The following is a 21,569-nucleotide window of genomic DNA, read 5'->3' as shown; positions in this document are numbered from 1 at the left end:
GCGATGGCTGTGGGACTCGACGAGAGGTCCGTCGAAGGACGAAACGAACTCATGCAAGCAAAGGAGCAAAAACTATCTTCATGTTTCCGGAAAAGTCTCCGGTGGAAGGTTCCCAGCCCTACTTCCTGGCATGATCGATCCATTGCGACCGACCATCGCAACATGTTCGGCAATTCGGGGAAAGCACGGAAGATTCCGAGGTCGGTACGCATGCAAGCTGCGCGGAGCGTCGATACAAGTTTCGAGCATTGCGCTTCCCAGGCGAACACCTATGAGATCGCACGGAAGCAAACCAGCACTAGCGAGCCGAGACGGGGAGCGGGCATCGAGCCAAATGAAGCCGAAACGGTTGCGTTGTCTCCGGGCTCACCAATGACTGGAAGACCTACCGACTAAGGAGAGTAAGAAAATGGCGAGAGTTCACGTGTCGCTCTTCATCGCGCTCCTGGGCGGGGTGATGGCGGCGCAGACTGCCGAGGCAGCACACTGCGGCTCGGTCAAGCATTCCTGCTGTGCGCAGGCGCCGGGTTGTGGTGATGACTGCGACTTGGGCAGCTGCAAGAAAGAATGCAAGACCGTCTACAAACTCTGTCCCAGAAAGGTCAAGAAGAAGGTCTGCACGGTGACGTACAAAGACGTTACCGAGACGACCTACAAGAGCGTCTCGAAGACCTGCTACAAAGAGGTCTGCGAGAAAGCGTACAAGACCGTCAAGCGTCAGTGCTGCAAGAAGGTCCCTCAAACCTGCTACAAGGAAGAGACCTACACCATTTGCAAGCCCTGCTACAAGACGGTCGTGAAGGAAGTTCCCTACACGGTCTGCAAGCCCGTTAAGGAAACCTGCTACAAGGACGTTTGCTACACCGTCTGCAAGCCGGTGAAGGAAACGTGCTACAAGGAGGTTTGCTACACGGTCTGCAAGCCGGTCAAGGAGACTTGCTACAAGGAAGTCTGCGAAACGGTCTGCAAGCCGGTCACCGAGTGCTTCACGAAAGAAGAGAAGTACACGGTGTGCACGCCCAAGACTGTCTATCGCCAGAAGACCCGTCAGGTCTGCGAGAAGACGACCATCCGCGAATACCTCCCGCCCGTTCGTCGGGAAGAGGACTGCGGTAGCGACGCTTGTGGCGACTCCTGCGGCGACGGCTGCGACAGCGGCTGCGACAGCGGCTGCGACAAGGGATGTGGCTGCAAGAAGAAGAAGTGCTTCGCCAAGCTGAAGCGGTTCTTCAAGGTCAAGTGCGATCCTTGCTGCGGGTCCTGCGTCGCCGGTTGCGGTGAGTGTGGTGACGGCTGCGATGGCGGCTGCTCCTGCACGACCGACAGCTCGGTCGTCGAGGCTCCCGGCTGCTGGGTGACCCGTCCGGCCACGCGTCGCAAAACCATCACCTGCACCATTCCTTGCACCATCATGGAGAAGAAGGAATGCTCGCGGATGGTTCCCTGCAAGCGGACCAAGATGGTCAAAGAGACCATCACCAAGAAGGTCCCCTACTGCGTGACCCGCATGGAGAAGGAAACCCGCACCAAGAAGGTTCCTTACTGCGTCACGCGGATCGAGAAGCAGACCTGCACCAAGAAGGTTCCTTACACCGTCTGCAAGATGGTCAAGGTCCAGTGCACCAAGAAGGTCTGCGAGAAGGTCTGCGAGATGGTCAAGAAGGAGTGCACTCGCAAGGTTCCGTACACGGTCTACAAGACGGTGCCCTACGAAGTCTGCGAGAAGGTTCCCTACACCATCCGGAAGAAGGTCCCGTACACGGTCTGCCAGAAGGTGCCGGTTTGCACGACCCGCAAGGTCGCCTGCAAGTCGTACCACCACGTCTGGGAAACCAAGTACGTCAAGGTGCCTTGCAAGGTCTGCACGATCACGACCGTCACCTGCGACGAAGCCAACGCCTGCATGGCCACTCCCGAGGAGTGCGAAGCGGCTGGCATCGACGACTGCGGTAAGATCGAGCCCTGCGACGATGGCTGCGGCAGCGGCTGCTGCAAGAAGGAAGGACTCCTCAAGCGGATCCTCTCCAAGTGCAAGAAGAACAAGTGCTGCGACTGCGGTTGCGACACTTGCGACACCTGCAGCTCGTGCAGCACCTGCGATTCCTGCGGCAGCAGCGAGGTGGTCGAGGTCGCTCCTGAAAAGGTCGAAGCCCCGGCTGTCGAGCTCAAGAAGGCTCCCAAGCCCGACGCGGAGAAGAAGTAAGCGATTGACTCCTGAGTCGATCTGCTGATCAACCCACGCCGGCCGGATCTCTCGATCCGGCCGGTGTCATTTCTTGCCCACACCTTCCCCCTGCTCTTCATCCCAACGCCACCTCGCACCAGCCACGCCGATCATGGGACGACGGACGCGTCGCACGCAGCGTGGGTCTTGACCCACCACCTCTTGCGGGCAACGGCGATCGTGAGTGGATGGAGTCGTTGAACGTAGGCTGATTCGGTGGCCCACGAGCAGTCCGTTGATCTAAGCGGGCCAAGGCGAGAACCAGCCATGTTGGCCAAGATCAAGGAGGAAAAGCGCAGACGAATCCGTAGATTCGTCGAGGTTTTCCAACGCCGAGATTGGTCAAGAGAGCCGTTCGTAGCCGGCAGCGAATAGATCAACGGGCTGCTAGGTCTTGGCGGGACATTGGACTCACAAGAGACCGTCGGCTACGCGTTGGATGCCATGCCCACGCTTCACGTGGACATGCTCAGTGGACGAGGCGCGCCGCGAGATCGCCGCGACCGAAACGCCCTACGACGCCTTGATCTGCATCGGCCAATAGTCGGGCAACTTGATCGACAGGGCTTGGCCAACCGGCGCGTGGCCGGCAGGACGTTCGTTGATGTGAACCGTCAACCCGGCGCGGTGATCCCAAGCGACGTCGATCTCGTGCTCCCCCACGAAGCATCGGCTCAACGAGAACCACTGCAACCGGAAGGGCAACGGATCGATCAGAAGATGGCCATCGGCGCTCGGACGTACGCCGCTGACATAGCGGATCAGATGGTCGATCAACCATCCGCCCCCCTCGTGCGACCGTCCCAAGAAGGCCGACGGCCGACCATTGAGCGGGTTGTAGTGCTCATGGAAGGCCGGACGTTCCCCGTCACCTTCCGGGTAGGCCAACCGCGTCACCCGATCGACGAGTTCCACCAAGACCATCCGGTCGACCGGGGCCCGGAACTCGATCGATTTGCCCAACGCGTCGACGATGAGCGAGTTGAGCGTCGGCCAGACACGCCCGTGATACGGACGATCGATCCGCAGGTAGTCCCAGCGACCATCGGGATTGAAATCGCGGTCGTCGCGGCTCAGCGACGGCACCGGATGAACCGTCCAGAACATTTCGGGGTCGCAGAGCCGATCGAGCAGCACCGAGAGCTGATCCTCATCGGCGAGCGACACCAGCATCGGAAGAAAGCCCGCGGCCGGTTTGACCTTGCGAGTCCCGCCATTCGAACGAACGTGATCGACGAAGAAGGCTTCGTCCTTGTCCCAGTGCTCCTCGACGATCCGTTCGCCGAAGCGACGGATATCGGCCTTCAAGCTTCCGACGTCCCGACCAAGTTGTTCGTTCAGCCAACAGGTCAGCTTGAGCAGATCGAGCCCAAAGACCTTCTCCTGCAGCGAGGTCGGTACCGGAGCGTTCACCTCGTCGATAGCGACCGAATCGGACTCGGCCGAATCGTCCTGCTCGAGCATGCGGCGGACGATCGGTCGAAAGCGAGCCTCGAGCGTCGTCAGGAAATCGAGATCGGGCTGGAGCGAGAGGACCTGGCGAACCGCGTGCGCCAGCGACACACTCGCCAGCATGTCGTCGTTTCGCGAGAGAAGCGAACGAAGCTCGGCGTGAACCAAGTCGGGCACGTGGTGCCAGGACATCTCGATCAGCCGGCCGACCGGGTCATCCCCCTCGGCGGTGATCCGAAACTCGTCATCGGCGGAGGCCGGAGCATCGGTCGAGTAGCCGCCCCAGATCTTCCGCTGCGCCCAGCGGTACCAGTAGAGCCGCTGGAGTTGCGGATCCGAACACGTGAACTCCGGCACGTCGTCGAACCAGTTGATCCACTCTTCCTCACTCTGTTGAATCGGGTTGATCATCGCGCAAGCGCGGTCGAGGTGACTGCGGGCTTGTTCGACATCGGGAGCGAACGCCGCGGCGAAGGTCGCCACCAGCCGCTCCCCAGGGGGGACTTCGAACGGATACGCCAAACCGACGTAGACGTCCCCTGCCCCGTTGTCGCTTCGCGAGGAATGGCCGGGCAGTCCGCCGGGAGCCATCAAGTCGTAGAAGGGACTCGCTTCCCAGTTCAGGCCCGCCGAGGGCGACCCGCTGGAGGGAATCGCGTCGACCGACCAGCTATCGGCGTCAAAGCTCGCCCCGAGCGCGCAGCCCCACTTGAGGCTCGGCAAATCGGGACCGCGATCGATGGTCTCGAGCAGCGAGATCCCTTGCGGGTTGGCTTCGATGTCGGCCAAGCGATGCCCATCGCGAGCGTTGGGACGTCTGGTCCATAGTACGAGCCAATAGTGGCGCGAGACCTCCGCGGCATGGCTCATCGTCCAGCGGCTGACGCAGGCATCGAGGCCCAGAACGGTCCGCTGTTCGGTGACGAGCGCTTGCGGCGAACGGTACTTGACCTCGAGCCGGGCCGGGTTCCACTCGCGCGAGGTGCGTTCGAGGCGGATCGGTCGGGCATCGCGGTCAAGCAGGGTGATGCCGAAGACGGGATCAATGGGGTAGCCGAGATAACTGCCGGGATCGCGGAAGCCTGGCTCGTCGAGGAAAGCCGGAGTCCGTGGAGCCCAGACGACTCGTCGGCCGCCGCCAAGCTGCCATTCGTCTGGCAGCGACAATTCCAAGTTGAGGACGTCGAGTCCGGTCACGGCGGTCCCTGTACCTGTGGTTCGGAGAGACTCTCGGTATAAGAGTCGGCGTGCCGCTCTTAACGGATTGTCCGACATCGCCAAAGAGCAATTTGGCCGTCGGCCGACATTTTCATTGCCGCGTCGGAGTAGGATGAACCAATCGCGGAAAATGGGAGAAGGCGACAGGTGACTGACAGCGACGAACATGCCCAAGCAGAGCCGCGGGAGAATCCCTACGCTCCGCCGGCGGGGAAGCGGATCGAAGGGGCAAAGTCACTCTGGCGGTTCGTCCCAGCCACGATCTCACTGCTCTTGGCGGCGGTGTCGGTCTGGGCCGGAATTGCGAGAGGCGTTGCCATCATCGAAGAGACACCGCGATTTGTGCCCGCGAAGCTGGGACTCATCGTCGCATCGTCGGTGGGCTTCCTGTAAGCGCTCTGCGCGATTGCCATGGTGGCAACGGCCATCGTCTGGTTCAAGGCTCGCTACCTTTGGGCGACCCTCCTCTTCTTCTCGTCGTGCCTTGTCCTCCGAAGCCTTTATCGACAGACCAGGCGTTTTGCCTGGTTCTGGGTTTGGCTCTATACGTGAGCGGGGCGACCATGCCCATAGTGGCGATCACCACCCGGTTGACGAGACGAGAACAGTGAACACTTGTTGACGCCTCCCGTTTCGTCGGCTATCATGACCTCGCCGCGGGTTGCAAGAGCGACCCAATCATGTCCGACCACCAACAGCCGGGAACCACGCCGACGACGTCCGTGGCGTCTTCCGGTCGTGCAGGCAATCCCTACACGCCGCCCAGTTCGCGCTCCGTATGGAGCGGTGGCGACTCCTCGATTCGTTTCCTCCGCTGGCAGGCTATCCCCGCACTCGTTTGCTTCCTCTCGGCGCTCGTCGGCGTCTGGTGGGTCTTTCTTGGGGTGACGATTCTCCTCGGTCCAGATGTTGGCCATGGCTACGAAAAGGAAGACGCACTCGTGACGATCATCGCCACCTGCCTGCCGAAGATCCTCTTCATGGGGTACGCGGGAGTCCTTTGGCTCAAGGGAGCGAACCGCTGGGCAGTGCTCGCGATGCTCGGCTGGTGGTTCACCAGCGCGTCGCTGTCGTACTTGATTGATCCATTCTGGCGCCCGTGAGATGCGAGTCCGCGAATCCGTCTTCTTGCATCGGAGCAAGCGATGTCCAGCAACACCAATTCCAACCCAACGACCGCCCATTCAACGGCCGCAAAGGACGGGAGTGACCGACCGCGTCGACCACCCTCGATCGACCAGAGTGGACGAATGCTCCCGGCGGCGATCTGGCTGGCGGCGGGCCTACTCTTTCTGCTGGGCGGATGGAATCGCCTGCAAACGGGGGACTCCCCCATGCAGGCCTTCGCCATCGGCCTCTTTCTGATTGGTGGCGGCATCGGCTGGCTCAGGGGCTCGACGAGTTGGGCCCTCATCCTGACGTTTGGGGCGTGCTGTTCGTTCTTCTACTGGGACTGGCTGGTGTTCTCGACCATCGGCGGAGTCCGCATCCGCTACCAATCCCTCGGGTATTGAGCGACAAGGTGGCGTCATGCCGCGCACAGTCAGGTTGAGTCAACCTTGGCTCCCCAAGAGAGGCCAGTTGCCGATCGAACGCCGGGCTAATTGGGCGGATGGAACTTGGTGAGTGTCTCGTCCGAGGGGGGAGGCGTGAGGAGGGATACGACAACCATCGCGAGACTCGACGCCAACAGCATCGCGATCACCGGATGGACGGGGATGCCGAAGGTGCTGGTCCCCGGACCAAACCCCTTGCCGGGCATGTAGTTGGCGTAGAGGAAGTACGCTCCCAAGCCCGCGACCGCGAGTGCCGAGGCGATCGCGCCACAGGCGGTGCTTCGCTTCCAAAAGAGAGCGGCCAACGTGATTGGGGCAAGCGAGGAAAGCCCCGCGAAACACCACGTCCCGATCGTGAAGACCAGGCCAATGTCGAACAGCGAGATCACCCACGTCACCGCCAGGATCGCGACCACGAATCCCCGCGCCAGCCAGATCTGAACCCTCTCCGAGAGTCGGTCTTGACCCAGGTAGTGGTTGATGACGTCGGTCGTGAACATCTCGCTCAGGGCCAAGGTCTGCGAATCGAGCGACGACATCACCGCCGCCAACACCCCCGCCGCCAGTACACCCGCCAGGACCGGACCGGCGCTTTGCTTGATCAGCACCACGAGGACGGCATTGGCTTTCGCCGCCGGGAGCGAGAGTTCCGCCGCCGCCATCGTCCCGATCAGGGTCGCCGGCAACCAGACCACCATCAGGCACAACGGGTAGAGGATGATCGCCGGACGGAAGGTCCCCGCTCTCTTGGCGGTCATCCAGTGCATGTTGAGATGAGGCATCATCACGCTGGCGAAGGTGATGAAAGTGTAGCTGAAGAACTCCGACGGGGCGAAATTCCCCTGCATCACCAGTCGGCTCGGTGCTTTTTCGGCCACCGACGCCATCGCGGCCTGGAGCGACTCGAGGAAGCTGCCGCTGCCTCCGATGTGTCGCGTGATCACGACGAAGGCAATTCCGCCGACCACCATGAAGACGATCGTTTGCAGCGCATTGGCCCACGCGGTCCCGCGCAGGCCCCCCATGAAAACATAGCCCGTCGTGACGCTGACAATCAGCAGCGACCCGAGCCAGCGTGGAACGCCATCCCCAGCCCCCGGCGCCGAGGTAGTCAGAGCGTTGAAAACGACCCCGCCTCCCACGACCCCCATCAGCAGATAAGGGATCAGCATCGCGATCAGCAGGACGAACATCAGCAGGCCGACCAGATCGCTCTCCCAACGGGCGCGGAAGTATTGGCACTGGGTGACAAAGCCGTGGTCCTTGCCCACCCGCCAAATGCGCGGAGCGATGAAGAAGATCACCAGCGGCGCCGAAAAGGCGGTCGACGCGGCCATCAGCCCATAGACGCCGATGCCCGAGACATAGGACTTCCCCGTCGAGCCGACGAGCGAGAACGCGCTCATGTGGGTCCCGAAGAGCGACATCAGCATCAGGAACGGGCCGATGCTTCGCTGAGCGAGGAAGAAGTCATCCCGGCTGCCGCGTCGGGCCATTGAGGCGGTGATGGGACCAATCGAAAGGACGATCCCGAGATAAATCAGCACGACGATCAGGGAGGCGCTCACCGGCTCTCCTCCTTCCCGCCGCTTAGCGGCTGGGGCTCATCGGCGTCCTTGGGCCAAGCGAAGAGGACAAGCGCCGTCATCCAGCCGCACACCACGAGGGTGTAGCCAAGCTGATAGGCCAGCGCGGCCGGGAAGATGCCGAAGAGCATTCGCGGGTCGTTCCAGAAGAACCAGTCCTGGTGAAGCAAATACAAGACCGGCAGCCCGGCAAGGAGGATCGCTTTCATGGCGGAGTCGTTCGTCGCCCGAGGAAGGAATCGTCGCTACAGACGTGACAGGGGAACACAGCCAGCCGGAACAGTCAAGCAGAAGTCGTTCAACGGGATCGCGAAATGGCGGGCGGAAGAGGAAGAGAAATGGAACCACGGAGGACGCAGAGGAACACGGAGCGAAGAGAATCAAGATCGGAATGAACGCCGACTGCGGTAGCCACAGAGATTCAAGCCGGTGGGCCGAAGCTCCACGAGCAGTCAGCAACCGAAGGTGACATTGCTCCTGGACTCATCCTCGCCTTCCCCCTCTGTGTTCCTCCGTGACCTCGGTGGTGAAATGTCTTCCACGCCTAAACAACGCCGACCAGGGGAAGATTCTGAACAACAGAGGACGCAGAGGAGCACGGAGAGAAGAAAATCAAGATCGGAATGAGCGCGGATGGCAGTGACGCTGAAGCGGGAGCCAAAGAGCCGGGCGATTCGCCAATGAACTACGGAAGAAGGAGACATCGCTCCTGGATACTTCTTCTTCCCCCTCTGTGTTCCTCCGTGACCTCTGTGGTAAACTTTCCTCCTTCTTCCCATCGGGCGACTTGGTTCCACCGTGGAGGGCAGCCAAGATGGAAACCAACGACATCACGGGAACGATCGTCGATGCGGCCATGAAGGTCCACACCACCCTCGGACCGGGACTGTTGGAGTCCGCGTACGAGGCCTGCTTGACCTACGAGTTACGCGACCGTGGCCTCAACGTCCAAAGCCAAGTCGGCCTTCCGGTCGTCTACGGCGAGATCCACATCGACGTGGGCTACCGCGTCGATCTCCTCGTCGAGAAATCGGTCATCGTTGAGCTAAAGGCGGTCACCGCGTTGCTCGCCATCCACGAAGCCCAGCTACTCTCCTACCTTCGGTTGAGTGGCTGCCATGTCGGCCTGCTTCTCAACTTTCATGTCCCGAGGCTCAAGGACGGCATCAAGCGAATCATCAATGGACACGGCATACTTCCGTCGCCACGGGGTCGATCGTGACAAAGAAGCGATTGAGCAACAGAGCCACCATGGGAAATGGTGAGCCCAATAAAGGCCAAACCGAGAACAGATCACACGCCCGCACGCTGGTCAACATCCTCCCCAATCCGGTGACAACAGAAGGAAGAATTTGAACCACAGAGGACGCAGAGCAGCACAGTGGCAAGAGAATGTAGACCGGAATGAACGCCGACGGCGATATCCACAGGGCTGCAAGCCGGTCGTCGGCCGGTTCACGAGCAGACAGCAACAGAGGGTAACATCGCTCCCGGATGCTTCACCCCTCCGTGTTCCTCCGCGACCTCTGTGGTGAATGATCCTCCAAAGGGCGGTGACAACAGAGGGAAGAATTTGAACCACAGAGGACGCAGAGCAGCACAGTGGCAAGAGAATGAAGACTAAAATGAACGCCGACGGCGATATCCACAGGACTGCAAGCCGGTCGTCGGCCGGTTCACGATCAGACAGCAACAGAGGGTAACATCGCTCCCGGATGCTTCACCCCTCCGTGTTCCTCCGCGACCTCTGTGGTGAATGATCCTCCAAAGGGCGGTGACAACAGAGGGAAGAATTTGAACCACAGAGGACGCGGAGGAGCACAGTGGCAAGAGAATGAAGACCGGAATGAACGCCGACGGCGATATCCACAGGACTGCAAGCCGGTCGTCGGCCGGTTCACGATCAGACAGCAACAGAGGGTAACATCGCTCCCGGATGCGTCACCCCTCTGTGTTCCTCCGTGACCTCTGTGGTGAATGATCCTCCAATGGGCGGTGACAACAGAAGGAAGAATTTGAACCACAGAGGACGCGCAGGAGCACAGTGCCAAGAGAATGAAGACCGGAATGAACGCCGACGGCGATATCCACAGGACTGCAAGCCGGTCGTCGGCCAGTTCACGAGCAGACAGCAACAGAGGGTAACATCGCTCCCGGATGCGTCACCCCTCTGTGTTCCTCCGTGACCTCTGTGGTAAATGATCTCTTCACCCGTCCAACGACTCACGTTCTCACGCGGTGACGGTCGCGGTGGAGTTGGGATCGCGGGTGGGAGGCGAACCGTCGTAGGGCGTCAGTTCCCCCATCGCGGCGAAGATGTCGTCGACGCCGGGCTTGTAGACGTCACCGATCAAGAGGTCGATCAGGTTGTCGCGGTGTTCGGGGTGCTGGCGAATGAAGCGACCGACGCTGAACTCGTAGGAGTAGAAGGCGTGCACCAGTCGCCGAAAGCTCTCGATCGCGCGGCGATGGGCGTCACACCAGCCGCCAAGTTGCGTCGCGGAGAGATCGCCCTTGGAGAGTCCATCGACGATCGCGTCGGCGGCGAACTCACCTGACTTCAGCGCGAGCAACACGCCGGTCGAGTAGACCGGATCGAGAAAACCGAAGGCATCGCCAATCAGCACCCAGCCGTCACCGGCCGCACGGTCGGTGGCATAGGAAAAGTCGCGGGTCGCGCGGAAGTCGTCCGCCTGCTCGGCACCCTGAAGGCGTTCCTGGAGGTTGGGGCATTCGGCGAGCAAGTCGGCGAAGGCGTCCGCGGGCTTACGGCCACCACCGAGGAGATACTCGCGGGTCGATACCGCCCCGACACTGGTGATGTCGTCGGCCAGCGGGATGTACCAAAACCAGCCCCGCTTGCCTTCGGTGCTGAGGATCACGGTCGCACCGGCATCGATGCCCGGCGGGCGATAGGCTCCCTTGAAGTAGGTCCAGACGGAGGCCTGCTTGAGATACTCGTAGGGCCGGCGGAGCTTCAAACGATTGGCGATGATCGAACTCTGGCCGCTCGCGTCGATGACCACACGGGCGGGTACGTCACGGACCTCGCCGTCGGCATCGCGGACGCGGACCCCTTCGGCTCGTTCGCCGTCGAAGAGGACGTCGGTCACTTGCGTGTCGTATGCCATCTCGCAGCCCGACTCGGCGGCGTTCTCGAGCAGCATCTTGTCGAAGGCCGAGCGCGTCACCTGCCAAGTCACCGCGCTCTCGTGAGGATTGCGACGGAAGAAGTAGAAGGGCTGCGTCTCTTTGCCAGTCGCGGTCACGAACTGGACCGAGTACTTGCGGACAAAGTCGCTCGCCTTGAGCTTGCCGAGCATTCCCAGTCGTTTGAACGTGTTGTAGGTCATCGGCATGAGCGATTCGCCGACATGGAACCGCTCGCCGGAGGAGCGTTCGAAGAGGCGAACGCGTTTGCCCGCTCGGGCCAAGAGCGTCGCCGCCGTCGCTCCGGCGGGACCGCCGCCGATGATCACCGCATCCAAGACATCATCGTTCATCTGATCGTTCATGCTGATTCCTCGTCCGCGAGCCCCTTGCGAAGACCGGGCCGCACGATCTCGAGCAGATCGACGGCCGGTTTGCCATCGCAGAAGATGGTCGCGATGCGCCCATAGGCGGCACGTGCCTCGGGGAGTTCAAACCGCGAGATCATGGGATCTTTCGCATCGATCCGCAAGTAGGTTCGCGAAGAAACCTGTCTAAGTATATTGTTCTCGATCAAGATCCGGCCCAGCGGCGTCTTCTCCTCGAGGATCAGATCGCGCACCTTGTCGGAGCAGAACGAAAAGTTGAAAAGCATGATGCCGGTCATCACGACCAGGTTGTCGTGACCGGTCCGCAGATCGAGTTTGCGGGCATAAAGGCCGCCGTCGCGTTTGACTTGGTAGGGATGAACGCTGACCTTTGACCCGCAGAATGTTTCGAGTGTCACCGTCATGTGGCCATCGTGCACGAGCAGGAAATTGTAGGGCTCGGGCATGTCGTCGGGGTCGATCTCGTAGCACTGGGGCAGATCGGACTCGCCAAAGAAGGCGAGCATCAGCCGCAATTCCTTGCTGGGATCGACGAGTTTAGTCTCGGCCATGACGTCCCTCACGTATAGCGGTCGGCGCGATGCTCGGGGAGGAAGAAGGGCGGCAGCATCGAGTCGACCCGAAGGAGTCCGTCGCGATTGAGCTGTAGCCGATCCCCGTCGATCGAGCCATATCCACTTTGGGTGATCTCGCCGAACTCTTCGGCGAAGTCGCTGAAAATCTCTCGTCCGAACTTTTGGCGGAAGTAGCCGGCGTCGAGCCAGCCGAGCTTCATTTGCAGGATCATCTCGCGAATGAGCGCTTCTTCGGCGTTGATCGGCAACGCCCTCCCGAGCGGGAGCTTCTTTTCGGCGAGCATTCCCTGGTAGTTCTCAAGCCCATCGACGTTCTGATAGTGCACCCCCGAAAGGTGACCGAAAGAGGCGACGCCGGTGCCGAGCAGATCGGCCCCATGCCAGAGATTGTCGCGGTAGAGGAAGCCGGTTTTCTTCGAATCCTTGACGGCGGTGTAGGCGCTGCCGACATGGTAGCCCGCTTTCTCGAGGGCCGCGAAAGCCTCCTCGACCCAACGCCGCTTGGTCGACCAGTCGGCGACACTTCCCGGCTGATTGAGAATCGACAACTCGTTGGCGTAGCGCGTGTTGTAGGGGAGTTCCATCTGGTAGATGGTGACGCTATCGGGAGCCAGGTCGATCGTGCGCTGCACGCAGTCTTCCCAGTTCTCCTGGGTCTCGCCCACCATGCCGGAAATGAGGTCGATGTTGACTTGGTCGAACCCGATCGCCTTGATCCAGTCCCACGCCCGGTAGATCTCGCCGGAGAGATGGGCCCGGCCATTCTCCTCGAGAACCGCGTCGCTGAAGTTCTCGACCCCCAGGCTCAGCCGCGTGACGCCGATCTCCTTGAGGGCTTCGAGTTTCGACTCCGATAGCGTGCCCGGTTCGCACTCGAAGGTGACTTCCTCCGCGTCGTCCCAGTTGATGTGCTGACGAAGGCGCTCGACCAGCCCACGCAGTTGCTTCGCCGCGAGATAGGACGGGGTTCCGCCGCCAAAGTAGACGAACCGGATCGTCCTCCCCTCAATCGCCCGCTTGGTCGCGAGGAGCTCAATCTCACTGGCGAGGCTGTCGACGTACTCCTGGATGGCGGCGGCGTTGACGTCGGTGTAGACGCGGAAGTAGCAAAACTTGCAGCGCTTGCGACAAAACGGAATGTGCAGATAGAGGCCGAGGGGCACATCCTCGGCGGGGATGGTCTCAAACGCCTCTTGGATCGCCCCGACCTTGTCCTTCTTCCAGAACGAAAAGGGAGGATAATTGGCAATGAAGTAGTTGCCGAGTTCCGTCTTATCCTTCTTGGTATCAGTCACCATGATGTTGTCGGCTTTCCTGCGGCTTGGTTGTCGTGGCTCTCGTCGCCTTCGCGGCCGGCTCGACCGAATTGTCGTGCCGGTTGAATCAACGAAAGACCACTCCCCCTGTCGTTACTAGTCCCTACGTGGCGGATCTTAGACACCAAGGGGCGAACTCGGTGTCTCCCTTGCCCGTTTCCGGATCACTTTCGCTTGGCGCCGAAGCAGTACAGATTGCCCTTGAAGTCACCGATAAGGAGCCGCCCCTGGGCGATTGCCGGGGAGGCCTCGACGCTGTCGGCGACCACGTAGTTCCACGCTTCCTCACCCGACTCGATGTCGATCGCGCGGAGGATTCCATCGTTGCCTCCGACGAAGACTCGCTTGCCGACCACCACCGGCGAACTGTCGATGCGAGCCTTCGTTCGGTAGGACCAAAGACCCTCGCCCGTCTTGCGGTCAATGCTGTGGAGCATCTTGTCGCGTCCGGCGATGAAGACGCGATCCTTGGTCACCGCCGGCGAGGAAAAGAACGGAAACTGACGCTTCGGATGCTCGAAACGCCACAAGATCGCCATTGTTTGCCAGTCGACCGCGAGGACCTCGTTGGACATCGTGCCGAAGTAGAGTTGGTTGCCCACCACGGCGGGGGTCGAGGCGATGTTGCCGCCGACTTCGAGCACGCCGGTCTCCTTGCCGTCGGCCACCGAGACCATCCGTAGCATGCCGTCGCAACCGGCGACCGCAACCGTTCCTCCCGCCAACGAGGGCGAGCAGTGAATCGGTCCATCGGTCTCGAACGACCAGAGCAAATCGCCCGTGGTGGCATCGAAGGCGTAGAGGAACTGGTCGTAGCTGCCGACGATCACCTTGCCGTCGATCAACGTCGGCGAGGAGAGGATCTCGGCCTGACTCTCCGTTTCGTATTTCCAGCGCAGCGTGCCCGTACGTCGATCAAGGGCGCGGATCACGCCAAAGCTGTCGCCGTAGATGACCAAATCGTCGGTCAGGCACGGGGACGACTTGATCTCGTCCATCGCCTTGTTCTCGAAGGTCCAGCGGACCTTGCCGCTCTTGAGCGAGAGCGCATGAAAACGCCCCGAGAGCGATCCAACATAGACACTCTTTCCGGAAACGGCGGCGGTGGCGCCGATGGCGTCGTCGAGATCGACCTTCCAGAGCAGTTCAAGGTTGTCGGGCAACTCCGCGGCCGAGTTGCCGGTCATCTTGACGTCGCCGCGGAACATACTCCAGGCGTCGGCCGGCGCCTGGTCGACTTCGGTCCCGGAGAGACTCGTCACCGGCGATTCGCTGGCGGCGTAAACCGAGCAAGCTTGGCACGCCATTAGGAACAACGAAAGGGCGAGCGCCCACGTTGGGCGATGGAGCAGGCGATCGCGAAGAAAAGTGACGCTCTTCATGGTGGTGCTCTGCAAGTTGGTGGCGAGTCCAGCGTCCGACGGACCCACCTTATGGTGGGATCACCGGTCTTGGGGCACCGTCCACGAGGACGGTCCGAGGGCTATTCCTGGCGACGCTCTCTTTCGCGGTTCTCATTGTCCCGCGAGAGCGTCTGGCTCAAGCGACACTCTCCATCGCGGCCTTAAAAGCCCCGCGATAGAGCGTCTCGAAGTCGTGAACCGCGATCGGGCGCGGGTTAAACTGGGCGGTCCACTGCTGAGCCGCTTCCTCGGCCAGCCGGGAGACGTCCGATCGGGTGACGTTGACATCGTCGAGGGTGGTGGGCAGATCGGCCAGCCTGAGGAAGTGGGTCACTTTCGCGGCCAGCCATTCCCCGACCTCACGAGCCGCGCCGGGGGCGCCTTCGAGGTCGGCGTAGCCCGTCCCCTCGTCGGCGGCGTTGTAGCGAATCACGTGAGGCAGCATCAGTCCGACCGCGAGCCCATGGGTCACCCCGAAGCGAGACGTCAAGGGGTTGGCCGACGCATGAGCCGCCCCGAGCATCGAGGCCTCGATCGCCGCTCCGGCGAAATTCGCGCCCAACTGCATCGCGGCGCGGGCCTCGAGGTCCGCCGGATCGGCCAAGACCCGAGGAAGTCCTTCCGAAAGGAGTCGCCACGCCTCGGTCGAGTAGAGACGCGAAAGCGGATTGCGTTTGCGGGTCACGTGCGATTCAAGGGCATGCGCGACGGCGTCAATCCCGACCAGCGCCGTCACTCGCGGCGGTTGCGTCACCGTCAGCGCCGGATCGAGAATGGCGATCGTCGCTGCCGCCTTCTTGTCACCGCAGGCCATCTTTTGATGAGTCTTCTCGTCGGCGATGAGCGCGAAGGACTGTGCCTCGCTGCCGGTCCCGGCGGTCGTGGGGACGGCGACGAGGGGGAGCATCGGCTTGGTCGCTTTGCCGATTCCCCAGTAGTCCTGCATGCGCCCGCCATTGGTGAGGAGGAAGTTGGCTCCCTTGGCGGTATCCATCGAACTGCCACCGCCGAGCCCGACGATGGCATCGATTTTGTGTTCCTTGGCGACGTCGACGCAGTGTTCGACATGACGCGTCGTGGGGTTCTCCTCCACCGCGTCGAACACGAAGGGGGCCAGGTTCGCCGCCGAGAGGCTCGCGACCGCTCGATCGACGTGGCCGGCGGAACGGATCCCGGGGTCGGTGACGATGAGGACTCGCTTGACGCCGAGCTCGGCGGTCAGGTCCCCGAGGCGCTCGAGGGTCCCGACGCCAAAGACCAGTCGCGTCGTCGGAAGGTGATCGAAAGCGTGCGTTCCATCGCCTAGCAGGCTCGATTCGGTCTTCACCGGTCGACTCATGCGTTGAACATCCTTTCAATGATCCGCAACGCGGTTCTTGGCATCAGGCGGGCAGGAAGCTTGATGGAATCGCCGTCGGCTTGCAGACGACGGGCCTCGCGGGGTCGAGCGGCATGGTTCGGCGCCGCTCACTTCCCTGCATTGTGCCGTGCGAATGAAGATTCAACAATCGGAATCCTTTCCGATTCCCGTCCCGACGGCCGGAACGGGTCTTGTTTCGGGTGACGCGTCATTCGTCCTTGAACACTACGTCGCCAACCAGGGGGATGGTTCATCCCTCGGGAGAAAACTAGTCGCTCTCGTCGCGGTGGAGGTGCCCCATCTTGGTCCGTTTGGTCTCGAGGTACCTCTCATTGCACGCATTGGCGGGGATCTCGATCGGGATCCGCTCAACGATCGACAGGCCATAGCCGTCGAGTCCCACGACCTTCTTCGGATTGTTGGTCAGAAGCCGGATCTCGCGGACGCCGAGGTCGAAGAGGATCTGGGCTCCGATCCCGTAGTGACGCAAGTCGCCCGGAAACCCGAGCTTTTGGTTGGCCTCGACGGTGTCGAGCCCCTCCTCTTGCTGTAATTTGTACGCGCGAAGCTTGTTGGCCAGCCCGATCCCACGTCCTTCCTGCCGCATGTACAGGACCACCCCACGCCCCTGATTACCGACCATGTCGAGGGCATGATGTAGTTGCGGGCCGCAGTCGCAGAGCAGACTTCCGAAGACATCCCCGGTGAGGCATTCGCTGTGAACGCGGACCAGGACCGGTTCCTCCTGGATCGGCACCTTGCCGTTGACGGGAATTCCGACACCACCAAAGCAGAGCGCCACGTGCGGCTGGGAATCGACCGCCGACTCGTAGCTAATCGCGTCGCACTCGCCGAAACGTGTCGGCAGCTTGACTTGGACCTCGCGTTTGACGAGGATTTCGCGCGAACGACGGTACTTGATCAGCTCCTCGATCGTGCACATCTTGATGTTCCAGCGACGCGAAAAGCGCACTAGATCATCGGCACGAGCCAGCCCACCATCCTCGCGAAGAATCTCGCAAATGACCGCGCCGGGCTTGAGACCACCCATGCGGCAAAGGTCGACGCCCCCTTCGGTATGGCCCGCGCGAACCAAGACGCCGCCATCTTGAGCGCGGAGCGGAAAGAGGTGGCCGGGACGAACCAGATCGGCCGCCGTCGCCCCGTCGTCCATGCAGACTTCGACGGTCCGTGCGCGATCCATCGCCGAGATCCCCGTCGTGATCCCCTCCTTGGCATCGACGCTGACGGTGAACGCGGTACCCAACGACGCGTTGTTGACCGGGGACTGCGGGAAGAGCCCAAGACGCTCGGCGTGCGTCGACGGCAGCGCGAGACAGAAGAGCCCGCGGCCGTGGGTGATCATGAAGTTGACGATCTCGGGAGTCACCATTTCGCCGGCGGCGACGAGATCGCCCTCATTCTCGCGGTTCTCGTCGTCCACGAGGATGATCATGCGACCGGCGCGGAGCTCGTCCAGCGCTTCGGAAATGCTGCAGAACACCTCTTCGGCGTTTGCGATACTCATGGGCTTGCGACTGTCGCTCCTTGGTTCGGGAGCCGACTCGGCAAGCCAACACTCGCCTCGCCGGTCCCCTCGCTCGCCAGCGCCTTAGGGAGCACTCTCGGCGGCTACTTCGTCTTGAGAAAGGATACGCAGGTCCTTCGGAAGCGGAAACGTCACGTGCTCATCGCGGACCACACGGTTGTGCACCGACGCGCCGAAGAGCTCCGCGAGGTAGTCGACGCACTCCTGGACCTTCTCTTCGGGAGCACTCGCTCCCGCCGTGATCATGACGACATCCTTGGCTCCAAACCAACTCGGCTCGATCTCCGAGGCACCATCGACGAGGTAGGCCCGCTTCCCTTCCGCCTCGGCGATCTCACGTAACCGCTGGCTGTTGGAACTGTTCTGACTTCCCAGCACCAACACGACGTCCGCTTCGGGAGCGATTTGCTTGACCGCTTCCTGGCGGTTCTGCGTCGCGTAGCAGATATCGTCCTTCGACGGTCCCACGATCAACGGAAAACGCTCGCGCAGGGCCCGAATGATTCGTTCGGCATCGTCGATCGACAGCGTCGTCTGCGTCAGATACGCGATCTTCGACTCATCGGCGACCTCGAGTTTCGCCACGTCGTCAACATTCTCGACCAAGACGATGCTCTCAGGAGCCTCGCCGAGGGTTCCGACAACCTCGTCGTGGCCCTCGTGCCCGATGAGGACGATTGTGTAGTTCTCCTTCGCGAAACGAATCGCCTCGAGGTGGACTTTGGTGACGAGAGGACACGTGGCGTCGATCGTCCGAAGACTGCGTTGGCGCGATACCTCGCGAATCTTGGGCGAGACCCCGTGAGCGCTGTAGAGCAGCGTGGCGCCGTGTGGTACCTCGTCGACATCGTCGACAAAGACGACTCCCTTACCCCGAAAGCGACCCACGACGTACTTGTTGTGCACGATCTCGTGATAGACGTAGATGGGGGCGCCACAGAGTTCCAGGGCACGATCGAGCGTATCAATGGCCATGTTCACGCCCGCGCAGAACCCGCGCGGATTCGCCAGCAACACATCCATCAGGACACATCCTCTCCTGGTTGCTTCGTGCGTCGTCAGTCGCTCGAGGCCAACCGACAACGTCGCAATCGGTTTTCACTGGCCGACAAGGAGCCAGCGGCCCCGAGTTCCAAGGGCTGACACGGCATTGGTCCGCTCGGGACACGTTGGAGCGGACTGACTTCCTCATGCTCGAGACGCCGCGACTCCCGCGGGAGTCGCTTCCGGGCGACCTCCTGCCCCCATTGTAGGATCACGGCGGCCGATTGGCTGAGGGAGAAGCCCCAAGGCGAAAGCTCCTCCCCTTCAAGACAAAACTCTCGTGGGTCTTGCCGAAGCCTCAATGCTTGAGGTACTTGATCGCGACGAATCCGCCGACCAGGAGAATGGCCATGACGACGGTGGCGATGTTGAAGTACTTCTCGATGTACTCCTTGACCTTCGGGCCGAACTTGTAGATCACCGCGGCGACGAGGAAGAAGCGAGCACTCCGTCCGACCAGCGACGCGACGATCAGTACCGGTAGCCCGACATGGAAGACGCCCGAGGCGATCGTGAAAATCTTGTAGGGAATGGGCGTGAAGCTCGCCAAGAGGATCGAGGCGAACGCGTTGCCGTGATACCAGTCGCGGACCAGCTCAAAGTTCGCGGTCGTGAAACCGGGAACGAAGTCGAAGAAGTAGGGCGCCAGCGCCGTCCACAGACAGTAGCCGATCACCCAGCCGAGGACTCCGCCCAGCACCGACCCGACCACGGAGACCGCCGCGTAGAAAAAGGACCGCGTCGGCTTCGCGACCGACAAGGCAATCTGGAGGACGTCGGGAGGAATGGGAAAGAAGGAGGACTCGGCGAACGACATCACGAAGAGGGCGGGCGTCGCGTAAGGCGTATCGGCCCACGCGATGCACCAATCGTAGAGTTTGCGAATCGGACCGCCGCTAGCCGCATTCGCCGCGGCCTCCTCCACCGCCGTGACCGTCTCCTTCGAATCCATCGAATCCCCTTCCACCGTTGACTTTACGATCATAGCGTCCCTGCCTTCTCTTGGTTGTCGTCGGAGTGATTCCAGCGAAACCACCATCGGTGGCCCGCCCTTCGCCAACGAGGATGTTCACACGTCGCTACCCGTGGCGCCTGCAACCTTTAGCAAAGATCCTCGTCCGCGCAAAGTGCGAAGCTTGGTCGTGGTCGCATCCCTTGCCCGCCTTCCGCGCCCCGCTTCCGTCGTGCGCACCCATCTGGTGCTCGCTTCCCGAAACCTCTGTTGCTACACTCTTCAAGTGATCGCCGGAACGTTCTCTTGAACGCGGACACGGCGAGAGATAGTAATTTCCGCGACACCAGCCCTCAGGAAATGGGAGAAGTCGGGTGGAATCGCTGATCGAGATTGGTTCGGCCCTTGGGCAAGTCATCGCCGCTCTCTGGCTCCTCCTCCAGACGATCGTTTTCGCCGTCGCGACCCACTGGGTGATGGTGGCGTGGATCTGCTTCTGGCTCTTCCTGGTCCGCTGGGCCGATTTTAGCGCCCAACTGCAAAAGGGCGGCTGGCCAGCGTTCGGCCTTCTGTACGTCATCACCGCCCTGACCTGGGGCCTGGTGACCGAACCGAGCTACATCAACGCTCCGAGCATTCTCGAGAAGTTCCTCCTGCTCGCCTTCTGGATCGCCATCGCTTTCATGTGTGGCGCTCTTCAGGAGGCCGCTGGTTGGGCTCCGCAAAAGATCGACATTCATCTCCCGCCCGAGGACGGCGTCAAAGCCGGCCACTAGCGCACGTTCAAACATCTAGCTTCGGGTTGCCGGTGACGTCACTCGTGCTCACTGGCTGACAAGCAGCCAGTGGCCCCCCAACATCAGGTCTTGACGGAGCCCTAGTGGTGTTACTAGGCCTAGGTATCAGGCGCTAGGGTTCCCCTCTTCCCGTGGGAGAGATGAGCCTCTTGTTCCCCTCTCCCCGTGGGAGAGATGAGCCTCTTGTTCCCCTCTCCCCGTGGGAGAGATGAGCCTCTTGTTCCCCTCTCCCCGTGGGAGAGATGAGCCTCTTGTTCCCCTCTCCCCGTGGGAGAGGGGTTAGGGGTGAGGGGGCTTTCCTATTGCCAATCACCCAGCAGTTCCGCGCGTTCCATCCCCTCAACCGACTCGTTCCCCTCGCCGAACTCTCCCCGTGGGAGAGGGGAGACTCTTGTTCCCCTCTCCTCGTGGGAGAGGGGAGGAATGCCTGACCTACGGTACCTCCATGCGAATGACTGATCGGAGGAGCGAACACTCCCCGCATGCCCACGCAAGCGTGGGCAAGGCACCCGACGACATTGCGTAGCAGCTTTCCAATCGGGAGAAGCTAAGCTGGCGGCTTGATCCCCAGCGACTCCCGTTCCGCGAACGCGTCGGCGTCGACCGCCCCAGTCTCGTCGACAATGAGGCCGTCGCCAGCCTTGGCCACTCCCCAAGTCAGACGATTCCACGCCCGCTGCATCTCCTGGTCGGCGTTGCCGAAGGCGAGCAGCGACACCGCGTCATCTTGCCGCCGAATCGTGATCATGCCCGAAGAGGTACCGACCCGAATCTCGTGCCAAGTTTCCGGAGGAGTCTCGTCGGGAAAGGTCAGCTCGTTGTCGACCATCCTCAACTGCAACTCTTCGCCCTCCGCGGCCATGAGCTCGCACAACGAGGACCAAGGGGGAAACGCCCCCTGTTCGAACTCTACTCTCCGTTCGATCCCCATGAACCGGCTGCCTCCAATTCGTTTCCCTACGATGCAGATTCGAAACCAAATGATCCTGCTAGCGAGA

At 61.4% G+C, this 21,569-nt stretch carries 18 protein-coding genes; 6 read left to right on the top strand and 12 right to left on the bottom strand.

Going from position 1 to position 21,569, the window contains the following annotated elements; genetic code table 11:
- The first annotated feature begins 409 nt into the window (after positions 1-409).
- A complete protein-coding gene (locus Pan216_RS10690; RefSeq protein ID WP_145257984.1) occupies positions 410-2,203 on the top strand; it encodes a hypothetical protein in 1,794 nt (597 codons plus the stop codon).
- A gap of 534 nt (positions 2,204-2,737) precedes the next feature.
- Here Pan216_RS10690 and Pan216_RS10685 read toward each other — a convergent pair.
- Entirely contained in the window at positions 2,738-4,873 is a 2,136-nt protein-coding gene (locus Pan216_RS10685) for an MGH1-like glycoside hydrolase domain-containing protein (RefSeq protein WP_145257983.1), read from the bottom strand.
- 168 nt (positions 4,874-5,041) lie between these two features.
- Here Pan216_RS10685 and Pan216_RS10680 point away from each other — a divergent pair, with 168 nt between their 5' ends.
- From Pan216_RS10680 to Pan216_RS10670, 3 genes are all read left to right on the top strand, one after another.
- Positions 5,042-5,287 (top strand): hypothetical protein, encoded by a 246-nt coding sequence (locus tag Pan216_RS10680; RefSeq protein WP_145257982.1) that lies wholly within the window; start codon positions 5,042-5,044, stop codon positions 5,285-5,287.
- A gap of 287 nt (positions 5,288-5,574) precedes the next feature.
- The gene (locus Pan216_RS10675) at positions 5,575-5,997 is read left to right on the top strand and encodes a hypothetical protein (RefSeq protein WP_145257981.1); all 423 of its coding nucleotides are present in this window, start codon (positions 5,575-5,577) and stop codon (positions 5,995-5,997) included.
- A gap of 147 nt (positions 5,998-6,144) precedes the next feature.
- Positions 6,145-6,408 carry a hypothetical protein gene (locus tag Pan216_RS10670; RefSeq protein ID WP_145257980.1) on the top strand — a complete coding sequence of 88 codons (264 nt, stop codon included), beginning with the start codon at positions 6,145-6,147 and terminating at the stop codon, positions 6,406-6,408.
- Positions 6,409-6,494: 86 nt separating this feature from the next.
- Here the strand turns inward: Pan216_RS10670 and Pan216_RS10665 are convergent, their stop codons facing one another.
- Positions 6,495-8,018, bottom strand: coding sequence for a sodium:solute symporter family protein (locus Pan216_RS10665; RefSeq protein ID WP_145257979.1), 1,524 nt, complete (start codon positions 8,016-8,018; stop codon positions 6,495-6,497).
- Positions 8,015-8,245 carry a DUF3311 domain-containing protein gene (locus tag Pan216_RS10660; RefSeq protein ID WP_145257978.1) on the bottom strand — a complete coding sequence of 77 codons (231 nt, stop codon included), beginning with the start codon at positions 8,243-8,245 and terminating at the stop codon, positions 8,015-8,017. The genes Pan216_RS10665 and Pan216_RS10660 overlap by 4 nt, the downstream gene beginning before the upstream one ends.
- 605 nt (positions 8,246-8,850) lie before the next feature.
- Between Pan216_RS10660 and Pan216_RS10655 the strand changes: the two genes are divergently transcribed.
- Positions 8,851-9,258 (top strand): GxxExxY protein, encoded by a 408-nt coding sequence (locus tag Pan216_RS10655; protein WP_145257977.1) that lies wholly within the window; start codon positions 8,851-8,853, stop codon positions 9,256-9,258.
- Positions 9,259-10,267: 1,009 nt separating this feature from the next.
- Here the strand turns inward: Pan216_RS10655 and Pan216_RS10650 are convergent.
- The 8 genes from Pan216_RS10650 to Pan216_RS10615 all read right to left on the bottom strand — a co-directional run bounded on the left by Pan216_RS10650 (position 10,268) and on the right by Pan216_RS10615 (position 19,774).
- Positions 10,268-11,551, bottom strand: a complete 1,284-nt coding sequence (locus tag Pan216_RS10650) for an NAD(P)/FAD-dependent oxidoreductase (protein ID WP_145257976.1) — start codon at positions 11,549-11,551, stop codon at positions 10,268-10,270.
- Positions 11,548-12,126: a hypothetical protein gene (locus tag Pan216_RS10645; RefSeq protein WP_145257975.1), complete on the bottom strand. Its 579-nt coding sequence runs from the start codon at positions 12,124-12,126 to the stop codon at positions 11,548-11,550. Before Pan216_RS10645 ends, Pan216_RS10650 begins: the two co-directional genes overlap by 4 nt.
- Positions 12,127-12,134: 8 nt before the next feature.
- A complete protein-coding gene (locus Pan216_RS10640) occupies positions 12,135-13,448 on the bottom strand; it encodes a coproporphyrinogen-III oxidase family protein (protein WP_145257974.1) in 1,314 nt (437 codons plus the stop codon).
- A gap of 182 nt (positions 13,449-13,630) precedes the next feature.
- A complete protein-coding gene (locus Pan216_RS10635) occupies positions 13,631-14,848 on the bottom strand; it encodes an outer membrane protein assembly factor BamB family protein (RefSeq protein WP_145257973.1) in 1,218 nt (405 codons plus the stop codon).
- Between the two features lie 157 nt (positions 14,849-15,005).
- On the bottom strand, positions 15,006-16,208 hold the full coding sequence (locus Pan216_RS10630) for an iron-containing alcohol dehydrogenase (protein ID WP_145257972.1): 1,203 nt from the start codon (positions 16,206-16,208) through the stop codon (positions 15,006-15,008).
- A gap of 289 nt (positions 16,209-16,497) precedes the next feature.
- The gene (locus Pan216_RS10625; protein WP_145257971.1) at positions 16,498-17,757 is read right to left on the bottom strand and encodes a bifunctional 3,4-dihydroxy-2-butanone-4-phosphate synthase/GTP cyclohydrolase II; all 1,260 of its coding nucleotides are present in this window, start codon (positions 17,755-17,757) and stop codon (positions 16,498-16,500) included.
- An 84-nt stretch (positions 17,758-17,841) separates the two neighbouring features.
- Positions 17,842-18,801, bottom strand: coding sequence for a 4-hydroxy-3-methylbut-2-enyl diphosphate reductase (gene ispH / locus Pan216_RS10620; protein ID WP_145257970.1), 960 nt, complete (start codon positions 18,799-18,801; stop codon positions 17,842-17,844).
- 319 nt (positions 18,802-19,120) lie between these two features.
- Positions 19,121-19,774, bottom strand: coding sequence for a YqaA family protein (locus Pan216_RS10615; RefSeq protein ID WP_419193503.1), 654 nt, complete (start codon positions 19,772-19,774; stop codon positions 19,121-19,123).
- 374 nt (positions 19,775-20,148) lie between these two features.
- Here Pan216_RS10615 and Pan216_RS10610 point away from each other — a divergent pair, with 374 nt between their 5' ends.
- The gene (locus tag Pan216_RS10610) at positions 20,149-20,550 is read left to right on the top strand and encodes a hypothetical protein (protein WP_145257969.1); all 402 of its coding nucleotides are present in this window, start codon (positions 20,149-20,151) and stop codon (positions 20,548-20,550) included.
- Between the two features lie 568 nt (positions 20,551-21,118).
- Here the strand turns inward: Pan216_RS10610 and Pan216_RS10605 are convergent.
- Positions 21,119-21,502, bottom strand: coding sequence for a hypothetical protein (locus Pan216_RS10605; RefSeq protein WP_145257968.1), 384 nt, complete (start codon positions 21,500-21,502; stop codon positions 21,119-21,121).
- Between the last annotated feature and the right edge of the window lie 67 nt (positions 21,503-21,569).

The organism is Kolteria novifilia, from assembly GCA_007748055.1.
Lineage (GTDB): Bacteria > Planctomycetota > Planctomycetia > Kolteriales > Kolteriaceae > Kolteria > Kolteria novifilia.
This window is presented reverse-complemented; position numbering and strand designations above follow the sequence as displayed.

Bases quoted from the DNA above. Each gene is read 5' to 3' on its own strand.
- Pan216_RS10615 (WP_419193503.1), bottom strand. From the start codon at position 19,774: ATGGATTCGAAGGAGACGGTCACGGCGGTGGAGGAGGCCGCGGCGAAT.
- Pan216_RS10655 (WP_145257977.1), top strand. From the start codon at position 8,851: ATGGAAACCAACGACATCACGGGAACGATCGTCGATGCGGCCATGAAG.
- Pan216_RS10690 (WP_145257984.1), top strand. From the start codon at position 410: ATGGCGAGAGTTCACGTGTCGCTCTTCATCGCGCTCCTGGGCGGGGTG.
- Pan216_RS10635 (WP_145257973.1), bottom strand. From the start codon at position 14,848: ATGAAGAGCGTCACTTTTCTTCGCGATCGCCTGCTCCATCGCCCAACG.
- Pan216_RS10670 (WP_145257980.1), top strand. From the start codon at position 6,145: ATGCTCCCGGCGGCGATCTGGCTGGCGGCGGGCCTACTCTTTCTGCTG.
- ispH (WP_145257970.1), bottom strand. From the start codon at position 18,801: ATGGATGTGTTGCTGGCGAATCCGCGCGGGTTCTGCGCGGGCGTGAAC.
- Pan216_RS10630 (WP_145257972.1), bottom strand. From the start codon at position 16,208: ATGAGTCGACCGGTGAAGACCGAATCGAGCCTGCTAGGCGATGGAACG.
- Pan216_RS10675 (WP_145257981.1), top strand. From the start codon at position 5,575: ATGTCCGACCACCAACAGCCGGGAACCACGCCGACGACGTCCGTGGCG.
- Pan216_RS10640 (WP_145257974.1), bottom strand. From the start codon at position 13,448: ATGGTGACTGATACCAAGAAGGATAAGACGGAACTCGGCAACTACTTC.
- Pan216_RS10645 (WP_145257975.1), bottom strand. From the start codon at position 12,126: ATGGCCGAGACTAAACTCGTCGATCCCAGCAAGGAATTGCGGCTGATG.
- Pan216_RS10625 (WP_145257971.1), bottom strand. From the start codon at position 17,757: ATGAGTATCGCAAACGCCGAAGAGGTGTTCTGCAGCATTTCCGAAGCG.
- Pan216_RS10605 (WP_145257968.1), bottom strand. From the start codon at position 21,502: ATGGGGATCGAACGGAGAGTAGAGTTCGAACAGGGGGCGTTTCCCCCT.
- Pan216_RS10650 (WP_145257976.1), bottom strand. From the start codon at position 11,551: ATGAACGATCAGATGAACGATGATGTCTTGGATGCGGTGATCATCGGC.
- Pan216_RS10660 (WP_145257978.1), bottom strand. From the start codon at position 8,245: ATGAAAGCGATCCTCCTTGCCGGGCTGCCGGTCTTGTATTTGCTTCAC.